Origin of the sequence: Phaeobacter gallaeciensis, assembly GCF_001678945.1 — a bacterium.
Classification (GTDB): Bacteria; Pseudomonadota; Alphaproteobacteria; order Rhodobacterales; family Rhodobacteraceae; genus Phycobacter; species Phycobacter gallaeciensis_A.
The window spans coordinates 2,334,012-2,349,972 of the sequence record NZ_CP015124.1 but is presented as its reverse complement, the minus strand read 5'-3'; the positions used below and the strand labels follow the sequence as shown (position 1 = coordinate 2,349,972).

The 15,961-nt window shown below is 61.2% G+C and carries 16 protein-coding genes; 6 read left to right on the top strand and 10 right to left on the bottom strand.

From position 1 onward, the window contains the following. Window positions 1-71: 71 nt before the first annotated feature. The 3 genes from JL2886_RS11240 to mutT are packed head-to-tail and all read left to right on the top strand — an operon-like array spanning window position 72 to window position 2,549. On the top strand, window positions 72-923 hold the full coding sequence (locus JL2886_RS11240) for a peptidylprolyl isomerase (RefSeq protein ID WP_065272083.1): 852 nt from the start codon (window positions 72-74) through the stop codon (window positions 921-923). Window positions 924-927: 4 nt separating this feature from the next. Beyond that, complete coding sequence (gene argJ / locus JL2886_RS11235) at window positions 928-2,154, top strand: bifunctional glutamate N-acetyltransferase/amino-acid acetyltransferase ArgJ (RefSeq protein WP_065272082.1); 1,227 nt, start codon at window positions 928-930, stop codon at window positions 2,152-2,154. Beyond that, complete coding sequence (mutT, locus tag JL2886_RS11230; RefSeq protein WP_065272081.1) at window positions 2,151-2,549, top strand: 8-oxo-dGTP diphosphatase MutT; 399 nt, start codon at window positions 2,151-2,153, stop codon at window positions 2,547-2,549. The genes argJ and mutT overlap by 4 nt, the downstream gene beginning before the upstream one ends. A gap of 517 nt (window positions 2,550-3,066) precedes the next feature. Here mutT and infB read toward each other — a convergent pair. The 6 genes from infB to pip all read right to left on the bottom strand — a co-directional run bounded on the left by infB (window position 3,067) and on the right by pip (window position 10,449). Then, window positions 3,067-5,553 (bottom strand): translation initiation factor IF-2, encoded by a 2,487-nt coding sequence (gene infB, locus JL2886_RS11225; protein WP_065272080.1) that lies wholly within the window; start codon window positions 5,551-5,553, stop codon window positions 3,067-3,069. An 8-nt stretch (window positions 5,554-5,561) separates the two neighbouring features. Beyond that, on the bottom strand, window positions 5,562-6,182 hold the full coding sequence (locus JL2886_RS11220; RefSeq protein ID WP_065272079.1) for an RNA-binding protein: 621 nt from the start codon (window positions 6,180-6,182) through the stop codon (window positions 5,562-5,564). 29 nt (window positions 6,183-6,211) lie between these two features. After that, window positions 6,212-7,846 (bottom strand): transcription termination factor NusA, encoded by a 1,635-nt coding sequence (nusA, locus tag JL2886_RS11215; protein WP_065272078.1) that lies wholly within the window; start codon window positions 7,844-7,846, stop codon window positions 6,212-6,214. Next, on the bottom strand, window positions 7,846-8,463 hold the full coding sequence (gene rimP, locus JL2886_RS11210; protein ID WP_065272077.1) for a ribosome maturation factor RimP: 618 nt from the start codon (window positions 8,461-8,463) through the stop codon (window positions 7,846-7,848). The genes nusA and rimP overlap by 1 nt, the downstream gene beginning before the upstream one ends. A gap of 163 nt (window positions 8,464-8,626) precedes the next feature. Beyond that, a complete protein-coding gene (locus tag JL2886_RS11200) occupies window positions 8,627-9,472 on the bottom strand; it encodes an ABC transporter substrate-binding protein (RefSeq protein WP_065272075.1) in 846 nt (281 codons plus the stop codon). After that, window positions 9,469-10,449, bottom strand: coding sequence for a prolyl aminopeptidase (gene pip, locus JL2886_RS11195; protein ID WP_065272074.1), 981 nt, complete (start codon window positions 10,447-10,449; stop codon window positions 9,469-9,471). The genes JL2886_RS11200 and pip overlap by 4 nt, the downstream gene beginning before the upstream one ends. 49 nt (window positions 10,450-10,498) lie before the next feature. Here pip and ubiG point away from each other — a divergent pair, with 49 nt between their 5' ends. Continuing rightward, the gene (gene ubiG, locus JL2886_RS11190; protein WP_065272073.1) at window positions 10,499-11,248 is read left to right on the top strand and encodes a bifunctional 2-polyprenyl-6-hydroxyphenol methylase/3-demethylubiquinol 3-O-methyltransferase UbiG; all 750 of its coding nucleotides are present in this window, start codon (window positions 10,499-10,501) and stop codon (window positions 11,246-11,248) included. Between the two features lie 307 nt (window positions 11,249-11,555). On the opposite strand, the gene JL2886_RS11185 is transcribed toward ubiG, so the two are convergent. The 4 genes from JL2886_RS11185 to JL2886_RS11170 form a co-directional block, all read right to left on the bottom strand. Continuing rightward, window positions 11,556-11,993 carry a MarR family winged helix-turn-helix transcriptional regulator gene (locus JL2886_RS11185; RefSeq protein WP_065272072.1) on the bottom strand — a complete coding sequence of 146 codons (438 nt, stop codon included), beginning with the start codon at window positions 11,991-11,993 and terminating at the stop codon, window positions 11,556-11,558. Further along, window positions 11,993-12,823 carry a carbon-nitrogen hydrolase family protein gene (locus JL2886_RS11180; RefSeq protein WP_065272071.1) on the bottom strand — a complete coding sequence of 277 codons (831 nt, stop codon included), beginning with the start codon at window positions 12,821-12,823 and terminating at the stop codon, window positions 11,993-11,995. The genes JL2886_RS11185 and JL2886_RS11180 overlap by 1 nt, the downstream gene beginning before the upstream one ends. A 17-nt stretch (window positions 12,824-12,840) precedes the next feature. Next, the gene (gene grxC / locus JL2886_RS11175; RefSeq protein ID WP_065273656.1) at window positions 12,841-13,098 is read right to left on the bottom strand and encodes a glutaredoxin 3; all 258 of its coding nucleotides are present in this window, start codon (window positions 13,096-13,098) and stop codon (window positions 12,841-12,843) included. 86 nt (window positions 13,099-13,184) lie between these two features. After that, window positions 13,185-13,913 (bottom strand): ComF family protein, encoded by a 729-nt coding sequence (locus JL2886_RS11170; protein ID WP_065272070.1) that lies wholly within the window; start codon window positions 13,911-13,913, stop codon window positions 13,185-13,187. A 14-nt stretch (window positions 13,914-13,927) separates the two neighbouring features. Here JL2886_RS11170 and JL2886_RS11165 point away from each other — a divergent pair, with 14 nt between their 5' ends. Together JL2886_RS11165 and hemH are read left to right on the top strand one after the other, a co-directional pair. Then, complete coding sequence (locus JL2886_RS11165; protein ID WP_065272069.1) at window positions 13,928-14,758, top strand: SAM-dependent methyltransferase; 831 nt, start codon at window positions 13,928-13,930, stop codon at window positions 14,756-14,758. 125 nt (window positions 14,759-14,883) lie between these two features. Next, entirely contained in the window at window positions 14,884-15,945 is a 1,062-nt protein-coding gene (gene hemH, locus JL2886_RS11160; RefSeq protein WP_065272068.1) for a ferrochelatase, read from the top strand. The last annotated feature ends 16 nt before the right edge of the window (window positions 15,946-15,961 follow it).

The window sequence follows — 15,961 nt, the reverse complement described above, 5'->3', positions numbered from 1 at the left end:
GGCGATGTAAGCGGCAGGCATATAAGTGTCAACGCCGCGCCATGCTGCGGCCCGGGAATAGGAAGAATTGAATGCTGAAAGGTCTCACTTTTCTGCGAGACGCGGCAACTGCGGCCGTAATGGCACTGCCTTTGTCGGTACAGGCCGCACCGCATGCCAATACCGTGGTGGCCTCAGTCAACGGCGAAGAGATCACCCTTGGTCACATGATCATGGCCCGTGAAAACCTGCCACAGCAATACAAGCAACTGCCGGACGAGGTGCTGTACAACGCCATTCTGGACCAGCTGATCCAGCAGACGGCACTGAAACAGCAACTGCATGGCGAAGTGCCCCATTACGTGGAGCTGTCGGTCGAAAACGAAAGCCGGGCGTTGCTGGCCGCTGATGTCATCGAAATGGTGATGGCCAACGCAACCGGTGAGGAAGCCCTGCGCGCGGCCTATGACCGTAAATACTCCACCGGCGATGGCGGCGATGAATTCCACGCGGCGCACATTCTGGTGGAAACCGAAGAAGAAGCCAAAAAGATCAAGATGGAGCTGGAAGACGGCGCCGATTTTGCCACCACTGCCAAGGCGCGGTCGACCGGCCCCTCCGGGCCAAGCGGCGGTGATCTGGGCTGGTTCGGGCTGGGTAGTATGGTTCCCGAATTCGAAGAGGCTGTACTTGCCATGCGGTCGGGGGATATCTCTGATCCGGTGAAAACACAGTTCGGCTGGCACGTGATCCTGCTGCGCGAACGGCGCAAATCTGCCGCGCCCAGCTTTGACGAAGTGCGCGGCGAGCTGGAGCAGGAACTGCGGACACGCGCCGTCGAAGATCGCGTCAACGCACTGACAGCTGAGGCCACCATCGAACGACCCGAAGTTGAAGGGCTGGACCCCGCGATGATTAAAGATCTTGGCCTGGTAAGGAACTGATCCGATGGCAAAACCTCTGCCCCGTTCTCCACTGGCTCCGGCCGGATTTCCCGATCTTCCCACGATCAAAGGCGTGCGGTTCGCCACCGCAGCCGCTGGTGTAAAATACCAAGACCGGACCGATGTGATGCTGGCGGTACTGGATCCGGGCACCACGGTTTCCGGGGTGTTCACTCGCTCCAAGACGCGATCTGCACCTGTGCGCGATTGTCAGGAGAAACTTGGGGCAGATCCCTCGGCGAGCGCCGCCATTCTGGTCAACTCGGGCAATTCCAATGCCTTTACCGGTCATCACGGGCAAACCTCGGTGGCAGAGATCGTCGCCGCCGTCTCCGGCATCACTGGGGCACCAGCGGGGCGCGTCTTTACCGCCTCGACCGGGGTGATTGGTGAACCGCTGCCGCATGATCGGATCGTCGCCAAAATCGCCGAGCTGAATGATGGGCTGAATGCCGATGCGCTGGAAGCAGCAGCAGCCGCCATCATGACCACCGATACCTTTGCCAAGGGCGCTGGCGCCACCGTCACCATCGACGGGCAGACCGTGAACATCGCCGGGATCGCCAAAGGATCTGGCATGATTGCGCCTGATATGGCGACCATGCTGGTCTATATCTTCACCGATGCCAAGGTCGAGCAAAGCGCGCTGCAGGCGCAGCTGGCCAAAATCTGTGACCGGACCTTCAACTGCATCACGGTAGACAGCGACACCTCGACCTCGGACAGCCTGATGCTCTGCGCGACCGGCGCATCGGGCGTTGATGCAACCGGGAACCCGGAGTTTGAGCAGGCGCTGGAGGGCGTGATGCTGGATCTGGCGCATCAAGTCGTCCGCGATGGGGAAGGCGCCACGAAGTTCGTCGAGATCCAGGTGACGGGCGCCGAAAGCGACGCAGATGCCAAGACCCACGGGCTGGCGATTGCCAATTCGCCGCTGGTGAAAACCGCAATCGCGGGTGAGGACCCCAACTGGGGCCGCGTGGTGATGGCAATCGGAAAATCCGGCGCTGCGGCGGACAGGGACCTGCTGTCGATCTCCTTCGGCGATGTTCTGGTGGCCGAAAAAGGCTGGGTTGCGCCCTCATACAAGGAAGAGGACGGCGCCGCGCAAATGAAACAGGACGAGATCACGATCAAGGTGGATCTGGGTCTTGGCGATGGCGCGGCAACGGTCTGGACCTGCGATTTGACCCATCAATACATCACCATCAACGCGGATTATCGGTCATGAAAACGGTTCTCGTCTCGGCCGTGGCCCTGATCGACGTCGAAGGACGGATCCTGCTGGCGCAGCGCCCCGAAGGCAAATCCATGGCCGGGCTTTGGGAATTCCCAGGCGGCAAGGTTGAAGCCGGGGAGACCCCCGAAGTGGCGCTGATCCGCGAGCTGGAAGAGGAGCTGGGCATCAACACCTGGCAATCCTGCCTGGCGCCACTGACCTTTGCCAGCCACAGCTATGAAGATTTTCACCTGCTGATGCCGCTGTTTGCATGCCGAAAATGGGAGGGCATTCCGCAGGCCCGGGAAGGCCAGGTCCTGAAATGGGCTCGGCCGCAAGAGCTGCGTGATTACCCGATGCCTCCGGCCGATATTCCGCTGATTCCGATCCTGCGGGATTGGCTGTAGCGTTCCAAAATTGGCGGTCCGCCCGGCGGGCTGCCCTCGGCATACCCCCAACTTTCCCTCCAATCCGGACGCAATTTACTAACGGATATTGGAGATTTGTCGGTAGAAACACTAGCCATTGTAGCTTTGGCGCAAGTCGTCAAGATTTTGTTAACCAATTTGTCAAAAACTGGTTACACTATCTGGCAGTGAACCTTTTTGAACTTCTCCCTGACGAAGGATCAGACAACAGGTAGACCTATTTGGGCACATGTTTTCTGGTCCGGGACAGGTTCATGCAGGCACACATCAACGACCGCAACGGGGTGCCGGTAGGCGCGGCAGAACGCCTCCGAATACCACCGATTTTCGCGGCACACTGAAGACCCACTGAAGACCAATCACTCACGGCAATAGAGGGCAGCCCGGCGGCTGCCCTCAGCCGTTTTGGCGGGCACTAGACCTCCCGCCACCTCAAAGATGCAAAAACCCCGGCACAGAGGCCGGGGTTTTGACTGTTTCTGAGTGTCGCAGCGCCTTAGTCGAGCTTACGTTCAACTTCCTGACGCTCGAAGATTTCGATGACATCGCCTGCGCGGATATCTTCGTAGTTCTCAAAGGCCATACCGCATTCCTGACCGGACTGAACCTCTGCGACTTCATCCTTGAAGCGCTTCAGCGTTTTCAGCGTGCCTTCGTGGATCACCACGTTGTCACGCAGCAGACGCACACCAGCCGAGCGACGGGCAACGCCTTCGGTGACCAGACAGCCGGCAACCTTGCCGACGTTGGAGACCTTGAACACGTCCTTGATGGTCGCGTAGCCGATGAAGTTTTCCTTGATCTCGGCCGACAGCAGGCCCGAGGCCGCCGCTTTCACGTCATCCACAAGGTCATAGATCACCGAGTAATAGCGGATCTCGACGCCCTTCTGGTTGGCAGTGTTACGGGCCGAGGTATTGGCACGGACGTTGAAGCCCATGACCGGCGCACCGGAAGCTTCGGCCAGGCCGATATCGGTTTCGGTGATGGCACCAACACCCGAGTGCAGCACGCGCACGCGCACCTCGTCGTTGCCGATCTTCTCCATCGCCTGAACGATCGCTTCGGCAGAGCCCTGCACGTCTGCTTTGACCAGGATCGGCAGTTCGGAGACGTTTTCGTCTTCCTTAGCCTTGGCCATCAGCTGTTCCAGAGTGGTCGCAGCACCGGCTGCGGCGCGTTTGTCCTTGGCGGCCTGCTCGCGGTATTCCGCGATTTCGCGGGCCTGTGCCTCGGTCTCGGTCACGTTCAGCACGTCACCCGCTTCGGGCGTGCCGTTGAGACCCAGAACCTCGACCGGAACCGACGGACCGGCCTCCTTGACGCGCTCACCCTTGTCGTTGATCAGCGCACGGACCTTACCGTACTGCTCACCCACAACGAAGATGTCGCCCTGATGCAGGGTACCGTTCTGAACCAGAACAGTGGCAACCGGGCCGCGGCCCACGTCCAGCTGTGCTTCGATCACGGCGCCTTGGGCGGCACGGTTCGGGTTGGCTTTCAGTTCCAGGATTTCCGCCTGAAGCGCGATGGCTTCCAGCAGTTCATCCAGGCCCTGGCCGGTCACGGCGGACACTTCCACGTCCTGAACGTCGCCGGACATGGCTTCCACGATCACCTCGTGTTGCAGCAGCTCGGCACGCACCTTGTTCGGATCGGCCGCAGGTTTGTCGATCTTGTTGATCGCCACGATCATCGGAACACCGGCAGCCTTGGCGTGGTTGATCGCCTCGATGGTCTGCGGCATGACCGAATCGTCGGCAGCCACAACCAGAACCACGATATCCGTCACCTGAGCACCGCGAGAGCGCATCGAGGTGAAGGCCGCGTGGCCCGGCGTATCGAGGAAGCTCAGTACGGTGCCGCTATCGGTGGTCACCTGATACGCACCGATGTGCTGGGTGATACCGCCTGCTTCGCCAGCCACAACCCGCGCATCGCGGATCGCATCCAGCAGCGAGGTCTTACCGTGGTCGACGTGGCCCATGATGGTGATCACTGGCGGACGCGGCTGCAGATCTTCTTCCTTGTCCTCGACCTCTTTGATCACGTCTTCGACGTCCGAGTCGGAAACGCGGACAACTTTGTGGCCGAATTCTTCGATGATCAGTTCAGCCGTATCGGCGTCGATCGACTGGTTCTGGGTGACCATCATGCCCATGTTCATGAGCGATTTGACCACGTCACCAACGCGTTCCGCCATACGGTTTGCCAGCTCGGAAACAACGATGGTTTCCGGCAGCTGCACGTCACGGATGACCTTTTCACGCTCGACGGTGCCCATTGCCTTCTGACGCGCGCGCTCCTGCTTGCGCTTCATTGCCGCCATGGACCGCTGGCGGCCACCTTCGCCGGTTGCCTGACCCAATGTCAGCTTGCCCGAACGGCGACCCTGGTCGCGGCCTTTACCACCACGGCCACGCTCTTCGCGTTCGCGGTCGGCTTTGCGCGGGGCCTGGGCTGCGGGTTTGGCCGCAGAACGACCTGCGGCGGGACCGGCAGATTTTGCCTTCTCCGGCTCTGCTGCCGGAGCCGCTGCTGCACGCTTGGCCGCTTCTTCAGCTTCGAGGCGCTTGCGCTCTTCCTCTTCCGCCTTGCGACGGGCTTTTTCCTCGGCTTCGCGCTGTTCGCGTTCCTTGGCTTCCTGCTCGGCGCGGCGGCGCTCACGCTCTTCGGCACGGGCCTTTTCCTCGGCCTCGCGCTGCGCGGCTTCTTCGACTTCACGCGCCTTGGCAGCCTGCAGCGCCTTCAGGCGGCGGGCCATTTCCGCGTCGGTGATGCCGGCAGGTCGACGGGATCCATCCGTCGCGGGAGACGCACCACTGCCGCCTTTACCCGCACCCGGCTTGGGAACCACAACGCGTTTGCGCTTGGTTTCCACTACGACATTCTTGGTCCGCCCATGGCTGAAGCTCTGTTTCACGTTCCCAGGCCGGGAACCACCACGCAAACCCAATGTCTTTTTGCCGTCACTATCGCTCATAAAGCTCTTTATCCTTCCGTGCGGCCCTTGCCGCCCACCATTTCGCGCAAACCCTGCAATCGTTGCGCTTCCTCTACAACACGTTTGCTGAGTCCACCAGAGGCCAGCGCCGCATGTATCACAGTTTGACGCCCAAATGCCATCCCCAGCTCATCCGCAGAGAGGCAACCGATATAGTTCCCCCGGTGCGGCGTGCTCAGTTTCGACTTTCCACGCCCGGATCCGTCAGCCGCCTGAATCAGCACACTCGCCTCTTCCTTCAGCAGCCAATCCTTGACTTTTTCATAGCCACCGACCGCATCACCCGACTTGCGGGCCAGGCTGATCAGATCAACGAGACGGCGCAGAACCTGCCGCTCCACCTCGTCTGCAAGGTCTTCGGGCACCTTCACCTGGGCCTTGAAGCCACGGGCGAAGAGTTTCTTCTTTACCGCCGTATCTAACGCAGAACGGCTGGCGGTCACATAAACGCCCCGACCGGGGAGTTTACCGAACACATCCGCAACGACCTGCCCGTCGGGGCCCATCACGAACCGGATGAGGCCCTGCTTGGGCTGGACCTCACCTGTTGCGATGCACTTTCGCTCCGGGCCGTCTGACCGGTCTTTTTCGGCGCCTCCGCGAGCCATTCAGCGTCTCCTTTCAGGAGCAGCGGGGATCAGACCCCGGCCCCTGTGTCAGCGGCTTCTTCGTCACCTTCGGCCTCGTCATCTTCCGAGACTTCCGGTTCCAGTTCGGCGGGATCAACCCAGCCCAGCAATACGCGGGCTGTCATGACCATATCCTGTGCCTCTTCCAGCGACATGCCGAAAGGTTCCAGAATACCGTCGTCCTTGATCCGTTCGCCGCCATCCGTGGTCCAGCCGCCGGCCAGTTCCCAGTCCGCGCAGGTGGCAAAGTCTTCCAGCGTCTTGATGCCGTCCTTTGCCAGTGCCTCAATCATCTGGGGTGTCAGACCGTCAAAGTCAATCAGGCTGTCCTCTGCGCCCAGCGCACGGGCGGCATCAATCGCCGCCTTGGCCTTGGCTTCGAGGTAGTCACGGGCCCGGGCCTGAAGCTCTTCGGCGGTGCCTTCGTCAACACCGTCGATGACCAGCAGTTCATCGAGCTCCACATAGGCAACCTCTTCGAGGCTGGTGAACCCTTCGGAGACCAGCAGCTGGGCAAAGAATTCGTCCAGATCCAGAGTTTCCATGAACAGGCCGGTGCGCGCTTCGAATTCCTTTTGGCGACGCGCCGATTCCTCTTCCTCGGTCATGATGTCGATGTCGAGACCGGTCAGCTGCGAGGCCAGACGTACGTTCTGACCACGGCGGCCGATGGCCAGGCTCAGCTGTTCCTCGGGGACCACAACTTCGATCTTGCCAGCTTCTTCGTCCAGAACCACTTTCGACACTTCGGCCGGCTGCAGCGCGTTGACGAGGAAAGTCGGCTGATCTTCGTTCCACGGGATGATGTCGATCTTTTCACCCTGCAGTTCGTTCACAACGGCCTGCACGCGGCTGCCGCGCATACCGACGCAGGCGCCCACCGGGTCGATCGAACCATCATAGGAAATCACGGCGATCTTGGCGCGCGAACCGGGATCACGGGCAACGGCCTTGATCTCAATGATACCATCATAGATTTCAGGCACTTCCATCTTGAACAGCTCGGCCATGAATTCCGGCGCAGTACGGCTGAGGAAGATCTGCGGGCCGCGCGGTTCGCGGCGCACATCCTTGATGTAGCAGCGGATACGATCGTTCGGACGATAGCTTTCGCGGCCGATCTTCTCGTTGCGGCGCAGGATCGCTTCGCCAGCGCCCACATCGACGATGACGTTGCCGAACTCTTCGCGTTTGACCAGACCGTTGATGATGGTACCGGCGCGGTCCTTGAATTCTTCATACTGGCGGTCACGCTCTGCTTCGCGCACCTTCTGCAGAATGACCTGCTTGGCCGATTGGGCCGCGATACGGCCCATTTCTACCGGCGGAACCTCTTCCACATAGGTGTCGCCCACCTTGGGATCAGCCATGTACTGCTTGGCCTGTTCGACGGTCATTTCCGACTGGTAGTTTTCCAGCTCTTCATCTTCGACGACCGAGCGCACGCGGGTAAAGGTGGCCTTGCCGGTCTTGCGGTCGATGGACACACGGATGTCCATTTCGCTGCCGTAGCGGCTTTTGGCCGCCCGGGCGAGGCTTTCTTCCATGGCTTCGACCACCAGGCCGGGGTCGATCATTTTCTCGCGCGCCACGGCTTCGGCGGTTTGCAACAGCTCAAGCTGGTTTGCAGAGGTGATGGCCATTACTTGTTCTCCTCTTCGGACCCTTCGGTCACCTCGCCCTCAAGGGGCGTATCTTCGATAACGTCGTCAAAAGCATCTTCGTTCAGCGTGCCAGCCGCCTTGCGCTGGCGCAGCATTTCCTTGATCAGATCGTCGGTCAGCACCAGCTTGGCATCGCTCAGCCAGTCGAACTTCAGACCGATGGTCACGGGCTCGCCGTGTTCCTCGATATTGATCAGAACCTCGTCATCCTCGACACCGGCCAGCTCGCCCTTGAAGCGGCGACGACCGTCGATCAGTTCGGCGGTTTCCAGCTTGGCCTCATAGCCTTCGAACATGTCAAAGTCCTTGAGACGCGTCAGGGGGCGGTCGATGCCGGGGCTGGAGACCTCAAGCGCGTAGGCGTCAAGGATCGGATCCTCGACGTCCAGAACTGCGCTGACGGCATTCGAAATATCGGCACAATCATCAACTTCGATCCCGCCATCGGGTTTGTCGGCCATGATCTGCAGGGTTGTCGTCTTGCCGGACATCAGCCGGATACGGACCAGCTCATAGCCCAGATCCTCGATCACCGGGGTGATGATCTCGGCAAGGCGGCGGTCAATCGCGGCTTTGGCAATCAGGTCGTTGGTCATTCGGGTTCCAGCTGTCTTTCGGACACAAAAAAACGGGCGCGCGGCCCGTTGAAAATCCCGGTGGAGCCTTGGACCAGAGCCCAACGCGCCGCTGTTGTGAAAGGCATATACGCTTGATGGGGCGAATCTGCAAGGAGAAGTTCGAAACCGGCCTGCGCCCCGGTCAGATCCGCCACCAGCGTTCGGCAATACGGCCATCATCCAGCGCCGCGCGGCGGCCCACGGTGCGGGGCATTCCCACATCGCTGCGCGCCGCTAGCGCCATGTCGCTGGCCGAAGGATGATACAGGAATCCGCCCTTTTCGATCAGCCCCTCTGGTGCAGGCAATGCCGCCACATCCACATAACCATCACGCAGCGCCTCGGTCCGCACGCGGGCATCCGGGATGACGATCACCTCGACCGTATCCACCCAGCCTGCCTGCCCGGCCTTGTAATGATCGGCCAGTTTTGCCGCGCGGAAATGCCGTCCGTCCTGCGCCCGCTCGACGCGGTAACAGCCGGTGCCCACGGCCTGCGCCAATGGCATATCCACCTGGCCCGCCGGAGCGATGACATGCGCCGGATCCGCCAGAAGGTAAGGAAGATGGGGATTTGCGACCGTCAGCTGGATCTCGATCCGATGGTCGGCGACCTGCTGCACCAAGGCAACCTCGGCGCCGTCGATGCCGCGCCCGCTCAGCGAGGCAACCACATCCGCCGCCGTCATGGCCGCGCCATCATGGAACCGCACGTCGCTGCGCAGATCAAAGGACCAGGTCCGGGCCGCGTCGCTGCTGTGCCATCCCTCGGCCAGCTCGCCCCGCAACACGCCATCGGGCGCGATCTCTGTCAGGGTGTCGAAGACGGCGCCACGCGCCACCTGCTCCATCAGCCCATCCTGACGCGGCACCGCAAGACGCAGCACCCCGCCCGCCCGCGGCGCAGCCGCCAATGACGTGCCCGTCGCCGCCAGCAAGGCAGCCGCAGCACCAGAGGTAAACAGCGCGCGGCGGTCGATACGGGTCATGGCAGCATCTCCTCGGCAATCCGGTCCATCGTGCGCACCAGTTCGGCACTGATTCCCGGCTCCGACAAGGCATGACCTGCATTGCGGATCATTTTCAACTCGGCATTTGGCCACAGCTCGTTCAGGCGCCAGGCCGAGGTCGGCGGGCAGATCATGTCGTAACGGCCCTGCACGATGATGCCCGGAATATGGGAAATCCGCCCCATATTGGCGAGGATCTGCCCATCGAAATCCAGAAAACCGCCATTGATGAAATAGTGGTTTTCCAGCCGGGCAAAAGCGCGGGCATAATCGCCGGGGCTTTCGCCGCCATGACCGTTAGAATGGACCGAGGCCAGGGCGTTCTCCCAGGATGACCAGGCACGACCGAATCGGATTTCCTCGTTCACATCGCCGGAAAACAGGCGCTTGTTATAAGCGGCGATCATATCGTGCCGCTCGTCATGCGGGACCAGCGCGACAAACCGCGCCCAGGTTTCCGGCCAGAACCGCCCGGCGCCGCCCCCGTAAAACCAGTCGAGTTCGCTTTGTGTCATCAGGAAGACACCGCGCAGGATGATGTGCTGCACGCGCTCCGGGTGCGTCTGCGCATAAATCAGCGCCAGCGTCGCCCCCCAGCTGCCACCGAACAATAGCCAGCTGTCGATCTCCAGCAGGCGGCGGATCTCCTCCATATCGGCAACCAGATGCCAGGTGGTGTTATCCTCGCAAGAGGCATGGGGACGCGAGCGGCCGCAGCCGCGCTGATCAAAAAGAATCACCCGATAGATATTGGGATCGAAATAGCGCCGCATCGCCGGGCTGCTGCCGCCGCCGGGACCACCATGACAGACAATCACCGGAATGCCCTTGGGGTTGCCCGATTGCTCAACATAAATGCTGTGGCCCTGCCCCACATCCAGCATACGCTGGTCGTAGGCATCGACCGGAGGATAAAGATACTGCACTGCGCGCTTTTGGTCCGAGTATTTGTCCATTACTGACCTAACTAGTCTGTTAGACACAAAAGAACACACGGAGACAGGAATGCAAGCGCCTCAGTCCACGGTAGACCCGTCCGAGATCGCCAAATTCGAAGCAATGGCCGCGGAGTGGTGGGATCCCAACGGCAAGTTCAAGCCATTGCATATGCTGAATCCCTGTCGGCTTGATTACATCACCCAGCAGATCGCCGGGGAATTCGGCCGTGATCTGACGCAGCCGGAGCCATTCAGGGGCCTGCGCCTTCTCGACATTGGCTGCGGCGGCGGGCTGTTGTCGGAACCGATGGCGCGCCTTGGCGCCGAGGTCGTGGGGGCCGATGCTGCCGCCGGGAACCTGCCGGTGGCGCGGATTCATGCGGAACAATCCGGCCTTACCATCGATTACCGCCACACCACTGCCGAGGCCCTGGCCGAAGCCGGTGAACAGTTCGACGTGGTTCTCAACATGGAGGTGGTTGAACATGTGGCCGATCCGCTGAGTTATCTGACCGCAACGCGGGAGTTGCTGAAACCTGGCGGCTTGCAGATCTGTTCCACCATCAACCGCAATCCCAAAAGCTATGTCATGGCCATCTTTGGCGCCGAGGTGGTGATGCGCTGGCTGCCGCGCGGCACGCATGAATGGAATAAATTCATCACCCCGGACGAGCTGTTCGAGCTGCTGCGCAAGGCGGGGCTGGAGCCAGTCGACCGTAAGGGGTTCGTGTTCAACCCGGTGACCTGGGGCTGGTCGATTTCTCCGCGCGATCTTTCGGTCAACTACGTCACGGCCAGCACCAAACCCACCGCATAACAAGGTGGCGGATAACCGCCTCCTATCCTTTCGTATAGGAGACCTAATCCCTCTGCGTACTTGGCGTTTGACTCGATTTAGTATAAAACCGTCCGATCGGTTGGGTTTTAGTCTGACCGATACCGGGCCTTGGCCCTTAACAGAGTGAATGCTGTACCCGATGGCCTATCGGCGCAATGCGAAATGATCGCTGCCACCACTCACGCGGCCGTATGGGAAATTGAGACAGGGATGCCCGTTACACGGCATCCCTTTCTTTTTGGGGCATAGGAAAACGCAAGGGCATGGAGGCCGCACCGGGCGGCGCTTAGTCGTCTTCCAGCTTGCTGCGCAACTCCCGCAGGATCGGAAGTGCGGCACGCACCCGGTCGCCGCCCAGCTCATCCACCACTTCGGAGATTACCGGCACGATACTGGCCAGCGCCGCATCGCGCGCCTGCCTGCCCGCGGGGCTGATCGCCACCATCTTGCGTCGGGCATCATCCCAGTCGGGGCGGATATGCACATAACCCGCCATCTCCAGCTTGTTCAGCGTATTGGTCATGGCACCGCGGGTGACGTGAAACGCCTTCGCCAGCTGCGCCGGAGAGCGTTCCAGCCCGGCCCGTGCCAGATGGTTCAGAACCGAAAAATGCGACAGTTCCATTCCCTTGGGCAGGGCCTTGCCCAGCCGCGAACGCGCCAGCTGGTCGGCCATCAGGATTTCACTGAACAGCGAAACGGCCAGAGAATGTGATTCTTCCATCAGGGTCCGTCGAACTCTCGATCATGGGTCAGCGCGGGAACGCGCTTGCGTGCTTCTGCCACTTTTCCCATATCAAGATCAACGCAGACAACCCCGGGATCGGTCCCGGCATCCGCCAGAATCTCTCCCCAGGGCGCCACAACCAGCGAATGCCCGAATGTGCGGCGCGATGCGCCCCGGCTGGCTGGATGGGTGCCGGTCTGGGCAGGCGCCAGCACGTAGCAGCCGGTTTCGATCGCGCGGGCCTGCAGCAGCGTGTGCCAATGGGCGGCGCCAGTCACGTGGGAAAATGCTGCCGGAACCGTCAGCACCTGCGCCCCGGCCTGCGCCAGCGTCCGGTGCAGATGGGGAAAGCGCACATCGTAGCAGATGGTCATGCCGATCCTGGCAAAGGGAGTCTCTGCCAGCACCGCGCGGGTGCCGGGGCGATAGCCATCCGATTCGCGGTAGGTTTCCTCAGGCGTGACCTCCACATCGAACATGTGGATCTTGTCATAGCGGGCGACGATCCCGCCATCGGGGCCGATCAGGAACTGGCGATTGGCAAAGCGCCCATCCGCATCGTGGGTCTTGATGCCGAGCGAGCCGAGCACCATCCAGACGCCCAGTTTCGCGGCCTCGTCGCGCAGGGCAGCCAGGGTCGGATCGTCTTCTTCGTGATGCAGGACGGCTTTCTGATGCGCGCGGCTGGTCGAAAGGCAATTGGTGACCTCGGGCGTCAGCACGAAACCGGCGCCCTCGGCCACCGCTGTGGCCATCATGGCGCGCACGCTGTCCAGATTCTCGGCTGGATCATCGCTTGAGGTCATCTGCAACAGGGCTGCGCGCATCAGGTGGGTCTCCGGTTTCAGGCGGACAGCAACTGATCCAGTTTGCCGGCCTGTTCAAGCGCGTAAAGCTCATCACAACCGCCCACATGCGTGTCGCCGATGAAAATCTGCGGCACCGTGCGGCCCCCGTTCGCGCGCTGGATCATTTCAGGTTTGCGTTTCGGGTTCATCATAACGTCGACCTCGGAAAAGGTCACACCCTTCTGGTTCAAAAGCCGTTTTGCGGCGTGGCAAAAGCCGCACAGGGGCGAGGTGTAGATTTCCACCGGTTTCATGCAGGTCTCCAATATATTCGGGTTTTTGCGTTTGTGAGGGATATGGGGCCGCATTGCAATCTTTGCCAGAGGCACCGGTCAGGCGGTCACGCATGCGTGACGCGGGCCAGAACGACGATCCGCACCTCTTCCGCACCAGCGCGCAGGCAGGCATCGGCGCAGGCCGACAGGGTCGCCCCGGAGGTCATCACATCATCCACCAACAAGACGTTGCGACCGCTCAAGGCAGGCGCCTTGCGCGGCGGCACCCCGATCACATCGCCCAACAGCCGGAACCGTTCGGCGCGCGACAGCCCGTCCAATGACGGCGTTCTGCGGTGGCGGCGCAGCAGATCGGGGCAATATTGCAGCCCAGCGCGGTGTGCCAGCGCCCTGGCCAGCACGGCGGACTGATTGTAGCGGCGTTTCAGAAGTCGGCTCCAGTGCAGGGGCACCGGGCAGACCAGCGGACTATCCTGCAGCAAAGGTTCCGCCACCCGCGCCATCCAGGCCGCCGCCGGAGTAGCAATATCAAGCCGGTCCCCATGTTTCAGCGCCAGCACCAGCTCGCGCGCCTTACCGCCATAGACAAGCGCGGCACGGCCTTGGCTCCACGGGCGGGGGGTCGCCATGCAATCATCGCATTCGATGCGAAATCCGTCGCTCTCCCCGGGCAGGGGCACCCCGCAGCCTTCGCAAACCGTGCCGGAAATGAACTCCGTCTCGCGCCAGCAGGGACCGCACAGGCCCGCGTCCTGTCCGACCAGCCCGCCGCAGCCCAGACAGCGTGGCGGATAGATCAGTGAAACAGCGGTTTGAAACTGCGCCAACAGCATTTAAGTAGCCCCCCATGACGCAAAACACACAACACCAGCCACAGCTGTTTGACAGGCAGGCTTTGGCAGCGCATCGGGCCCGGCGGCAGCAAGAGGCCCTGTTCCTGCACCAGATGGCACGGGACGAGGTCGAAGATCGCCTCAGCATGGTTAACAGAACCTTTACCGCCCCTGCGGTGGTGTCTCCTTTTGCGGAGATTTGGGACGGTGCCCTGGGCGGTGCGACCTGCGTTGCAGACGACGATGTTCTGGATCTGCAACCCGGCGCCCATGACGTGGTGATCCATGCCATGGGCCTGCACTGGGCCAATGATCCGGTCGGCCAGCTGATCCAGTGCCGCCGCGCCCTGAAGGAAGACGGGTTGCTGCTGGCGGTGATGCTGGGCGGGCAGACATTGCAGGAGCTGCGCGTGGCGCTGGCCGGAGCAGAAACCGAGGTACTGGGCGGGTTGTCTCCGCGTATCGCCCCGATGGGCGAGGTCCGCGATCTGGGCGCCCTGCTGCAACGGGCCGGGTTCGCCTTGCCGGTGGCCGATGTGGTGCCGCTGACGGCGGAATACCGCGACCTGATGCATCTGATGCGCGAATTGCGGGACATGGGGGAAACCAACGCCCTGACATCCCGCCTGAAACGCCCGGTCCCGCGCCGCCTGTTCCACCGTGCCGAAGAGATCTATCGCCAGCACTTCGAGACCGAGACCGGCCGCCTGCCCGCCAGTTTCGAACTCATCTGCCTGACCGGCTGGTCGCCCTCTGAAAGCCAGCAGAAACCGCTGCGCCCCGGCTCGGCCCAGATGCGGCTGGCGGATGCCCTGAAAGTGCCGGAAACCAAGCTGCCCGACTAGGCCCGCGCCACTGCGGACAATAGGCAAACGCGATGGCTGCACAAATTTGATCCGATTGGTCTTTGACCGCGTATGCCATTACTATTGCGCCGAAACACAAAGCCTCAACCGCACAGGACACATCAATGCTGGATTCGACCTCAACTGCAAAATGCCCTGTTCATGCTCCTGCCGACCACCCCAAGGTGCAGCCGGAAAAGGTGGGCATTCTGCTTGCGAACCTCGGCACCCCGGATGACTATAGCTACTGGCCCATGCGCCGCTATCTGAGCGAATTCCTGTCGGACAAGCGGGTGATCGACTACCCGTCGTGGAAATGGCAGCCGCTGTTGCAGCTGATCATCCTGACCAAACGTCCGTTCAGTTCGGGCGAGGCCTATAAATCCATCTGGAACCACGACAAGGGCGAAAGCCCGCTGATGACCATCACCAAGGACCAGACCGCCAAGATGGCAAAGGTGATGTCCGACCGGTATGGCGATCAGGTCATGGTCGATTTCTGCATGCGCTATGGCAACCCGTCGACCAAGTCCAAGGTCCGCGAAATGGTCAAGGCGGGCTGCCAGAAGATCCTGTTCGTGCCGCTCTATCCACAATATGCCGGCGCCACATCGGGCACCGCGAATGACCAGTTCTTCCGCGCTCTGATGGAAGAAACCTGGCAGCCCGCCGCCCGCACCATTCCCGCCTATTTCGACGAACCCGCCTATATCGATGCGCTGGCGCGTTCCGTCGAAGAGGCCTACGCCAAGGCGTCGAGTCGCCCCGATATTCTGGTCGTATCCTACCACGGGATGCCGAAACGCTATCTGATGCAGGGCGATCCCTACCACTGCCAGTGCCAGAAAACGACGCGCCTTCTGAAGGAACGCCTTGGCTGGGAAGACACCCAGATTACGACGACCTTCCAATCGGTCTTTGGCCCCGAGGAATGGCTGAAACCCTATACCGTTGACCACGTCGCCACGCTGGCCAAGGAAGGCAAAAAGAACATCGCCGTGATCGCCCCGGCATTCTCTGCCGACTGCATCGAAACGCTCGAAGAGATCAACGAAGAGATCAAGGAAAGCTTTGAAGAGGCGGGTGGCGAGGACTTCCTCTATATCCCCTGCCTCAACGATGATGACGATCACATCGCAGCACTGGCCGGTGTCATCGAACAGAATTTGAAAGGCTGGGTGGACTAACGCCGCGCCCCGGTTC

What these genes read in the sequence shown, in the direction of transcription:
- JL2886_RS11185 (WP_065272072.1), bottom strand. Translation starts at nt 11,993, where the DNA reads ATGGAAGAATCACATTCTCTGGCCGTTTCGCTGTTCAGTGAAATCCTG.
- JL2886_RS11165 (WP_065272069.1), top strand. Translation starts at nt 13,928, where the DNA reads ATGACGCAAAACACACAACACCAGCCACAGCTGTTTGACAGGCAGGCT.
- nusA (WP_065272078.1), bottom strand. Translation starts at nt 7,846, where the DNA reads ATGGCCATCACCTCTGCAAACCAGCTTGAGCTGTTGCAAACCGCCGAA.
- hemH (WP_065272068.1), top strand. Translation starts at nt 14,884, where the DNA reads ATGCTGGATTCGACCTCAACTGCAAAATGCCCTGTTCATGCTCCTGCC.
- pip (WP_065272074.1), bottom strand. Translation starts at nt 10,449, where the DNA reads ATGGACAAATACTCGGACCAAAAGCGCGCAGTGCAGTATCTTTATCCT.
- rimP (WP_065272077.1), bottom strand. Translation starts at nt 8,463, where the DNA reads ATGACCAACGACCTGATTGCCAAAGCCGCGATTGACCGCCGCCTTGCC.
- JL2886_RS11180 (WP_065272071.1), bottom strand. Translation starts at nt 12,823, where the DNA reads ATGCGCGCAGCCCTGTTGCAGATGACCTCAAGCGATGATCCAGCCGAG.
- JL2886_RS11200 (WP_065272075.1), bottom strand. Translation starts at nt 9,472, where the DNA reads ATGACCCGTATCGACCGCCGCGCGCTGTTTACCTCTGGTGCTGCGGCT.
- JL2886_RS11170 (WP_065272070.1), bottom strand. Translation starts at nt 13,913, where the DNA reads ATGCTGTTGGCGCAGTTTCAAACCGCTGTTTCACTGATCTATCCGCCA.
- JL2886_RS11240 (WP_065272083.1), top strand. Translation starts at nt 72, where the DNA reads ATGCTGAAAGGTCTCACTTTTCTGCGAGACGCGGCAACTGCGGCCGTA.
- argJ (WP_065272082.1), top strand. Translation starts at nt 928, where the DNA reads ATGGCAAAACCTCTGCCCCGTTCTCCACTGGCTCCGGCCGGATTTCCC.
- infB (WP_065272080.1), bottom strand. Translation starts at nt 5,553, where the DNA reads ATGAGCGATAGTGACGGCAAAAAGACATTGGGTTTGCGTGGTGGTTCC.
- mutT (WP_065272081.1), top strand. Translation starts at nt 2,151, where the DNA reads ATGAAAACGGTTCTCGTCTCGGCCGTGGCCCTGATCGACGTCGAAGGA.
- grxC (WP_065273656.1), bottom strand. Translation starts at nt 13,098, where the DNA reads ATGAAACCGGTGGAAATCTACACCTCGCCCCTGTGCGGCTTTTGCCAC.
- ubiG (WP_065272073.1), top strand. Translation starts at nt 10,499, where the DNA reads ATGCAAGCGCCTCAGTCCACGGTAGACCCGTCCGAGATCGCCAAATTC.
- JL2886_RS11220 (WP_065272079.1), bottom strand. Translation starts at nt 6,182, where the DNA reads ATGGCTCGCGGAGGCGCCGAAAAAGACCGGTCAGACGGCCCGGAGCGA.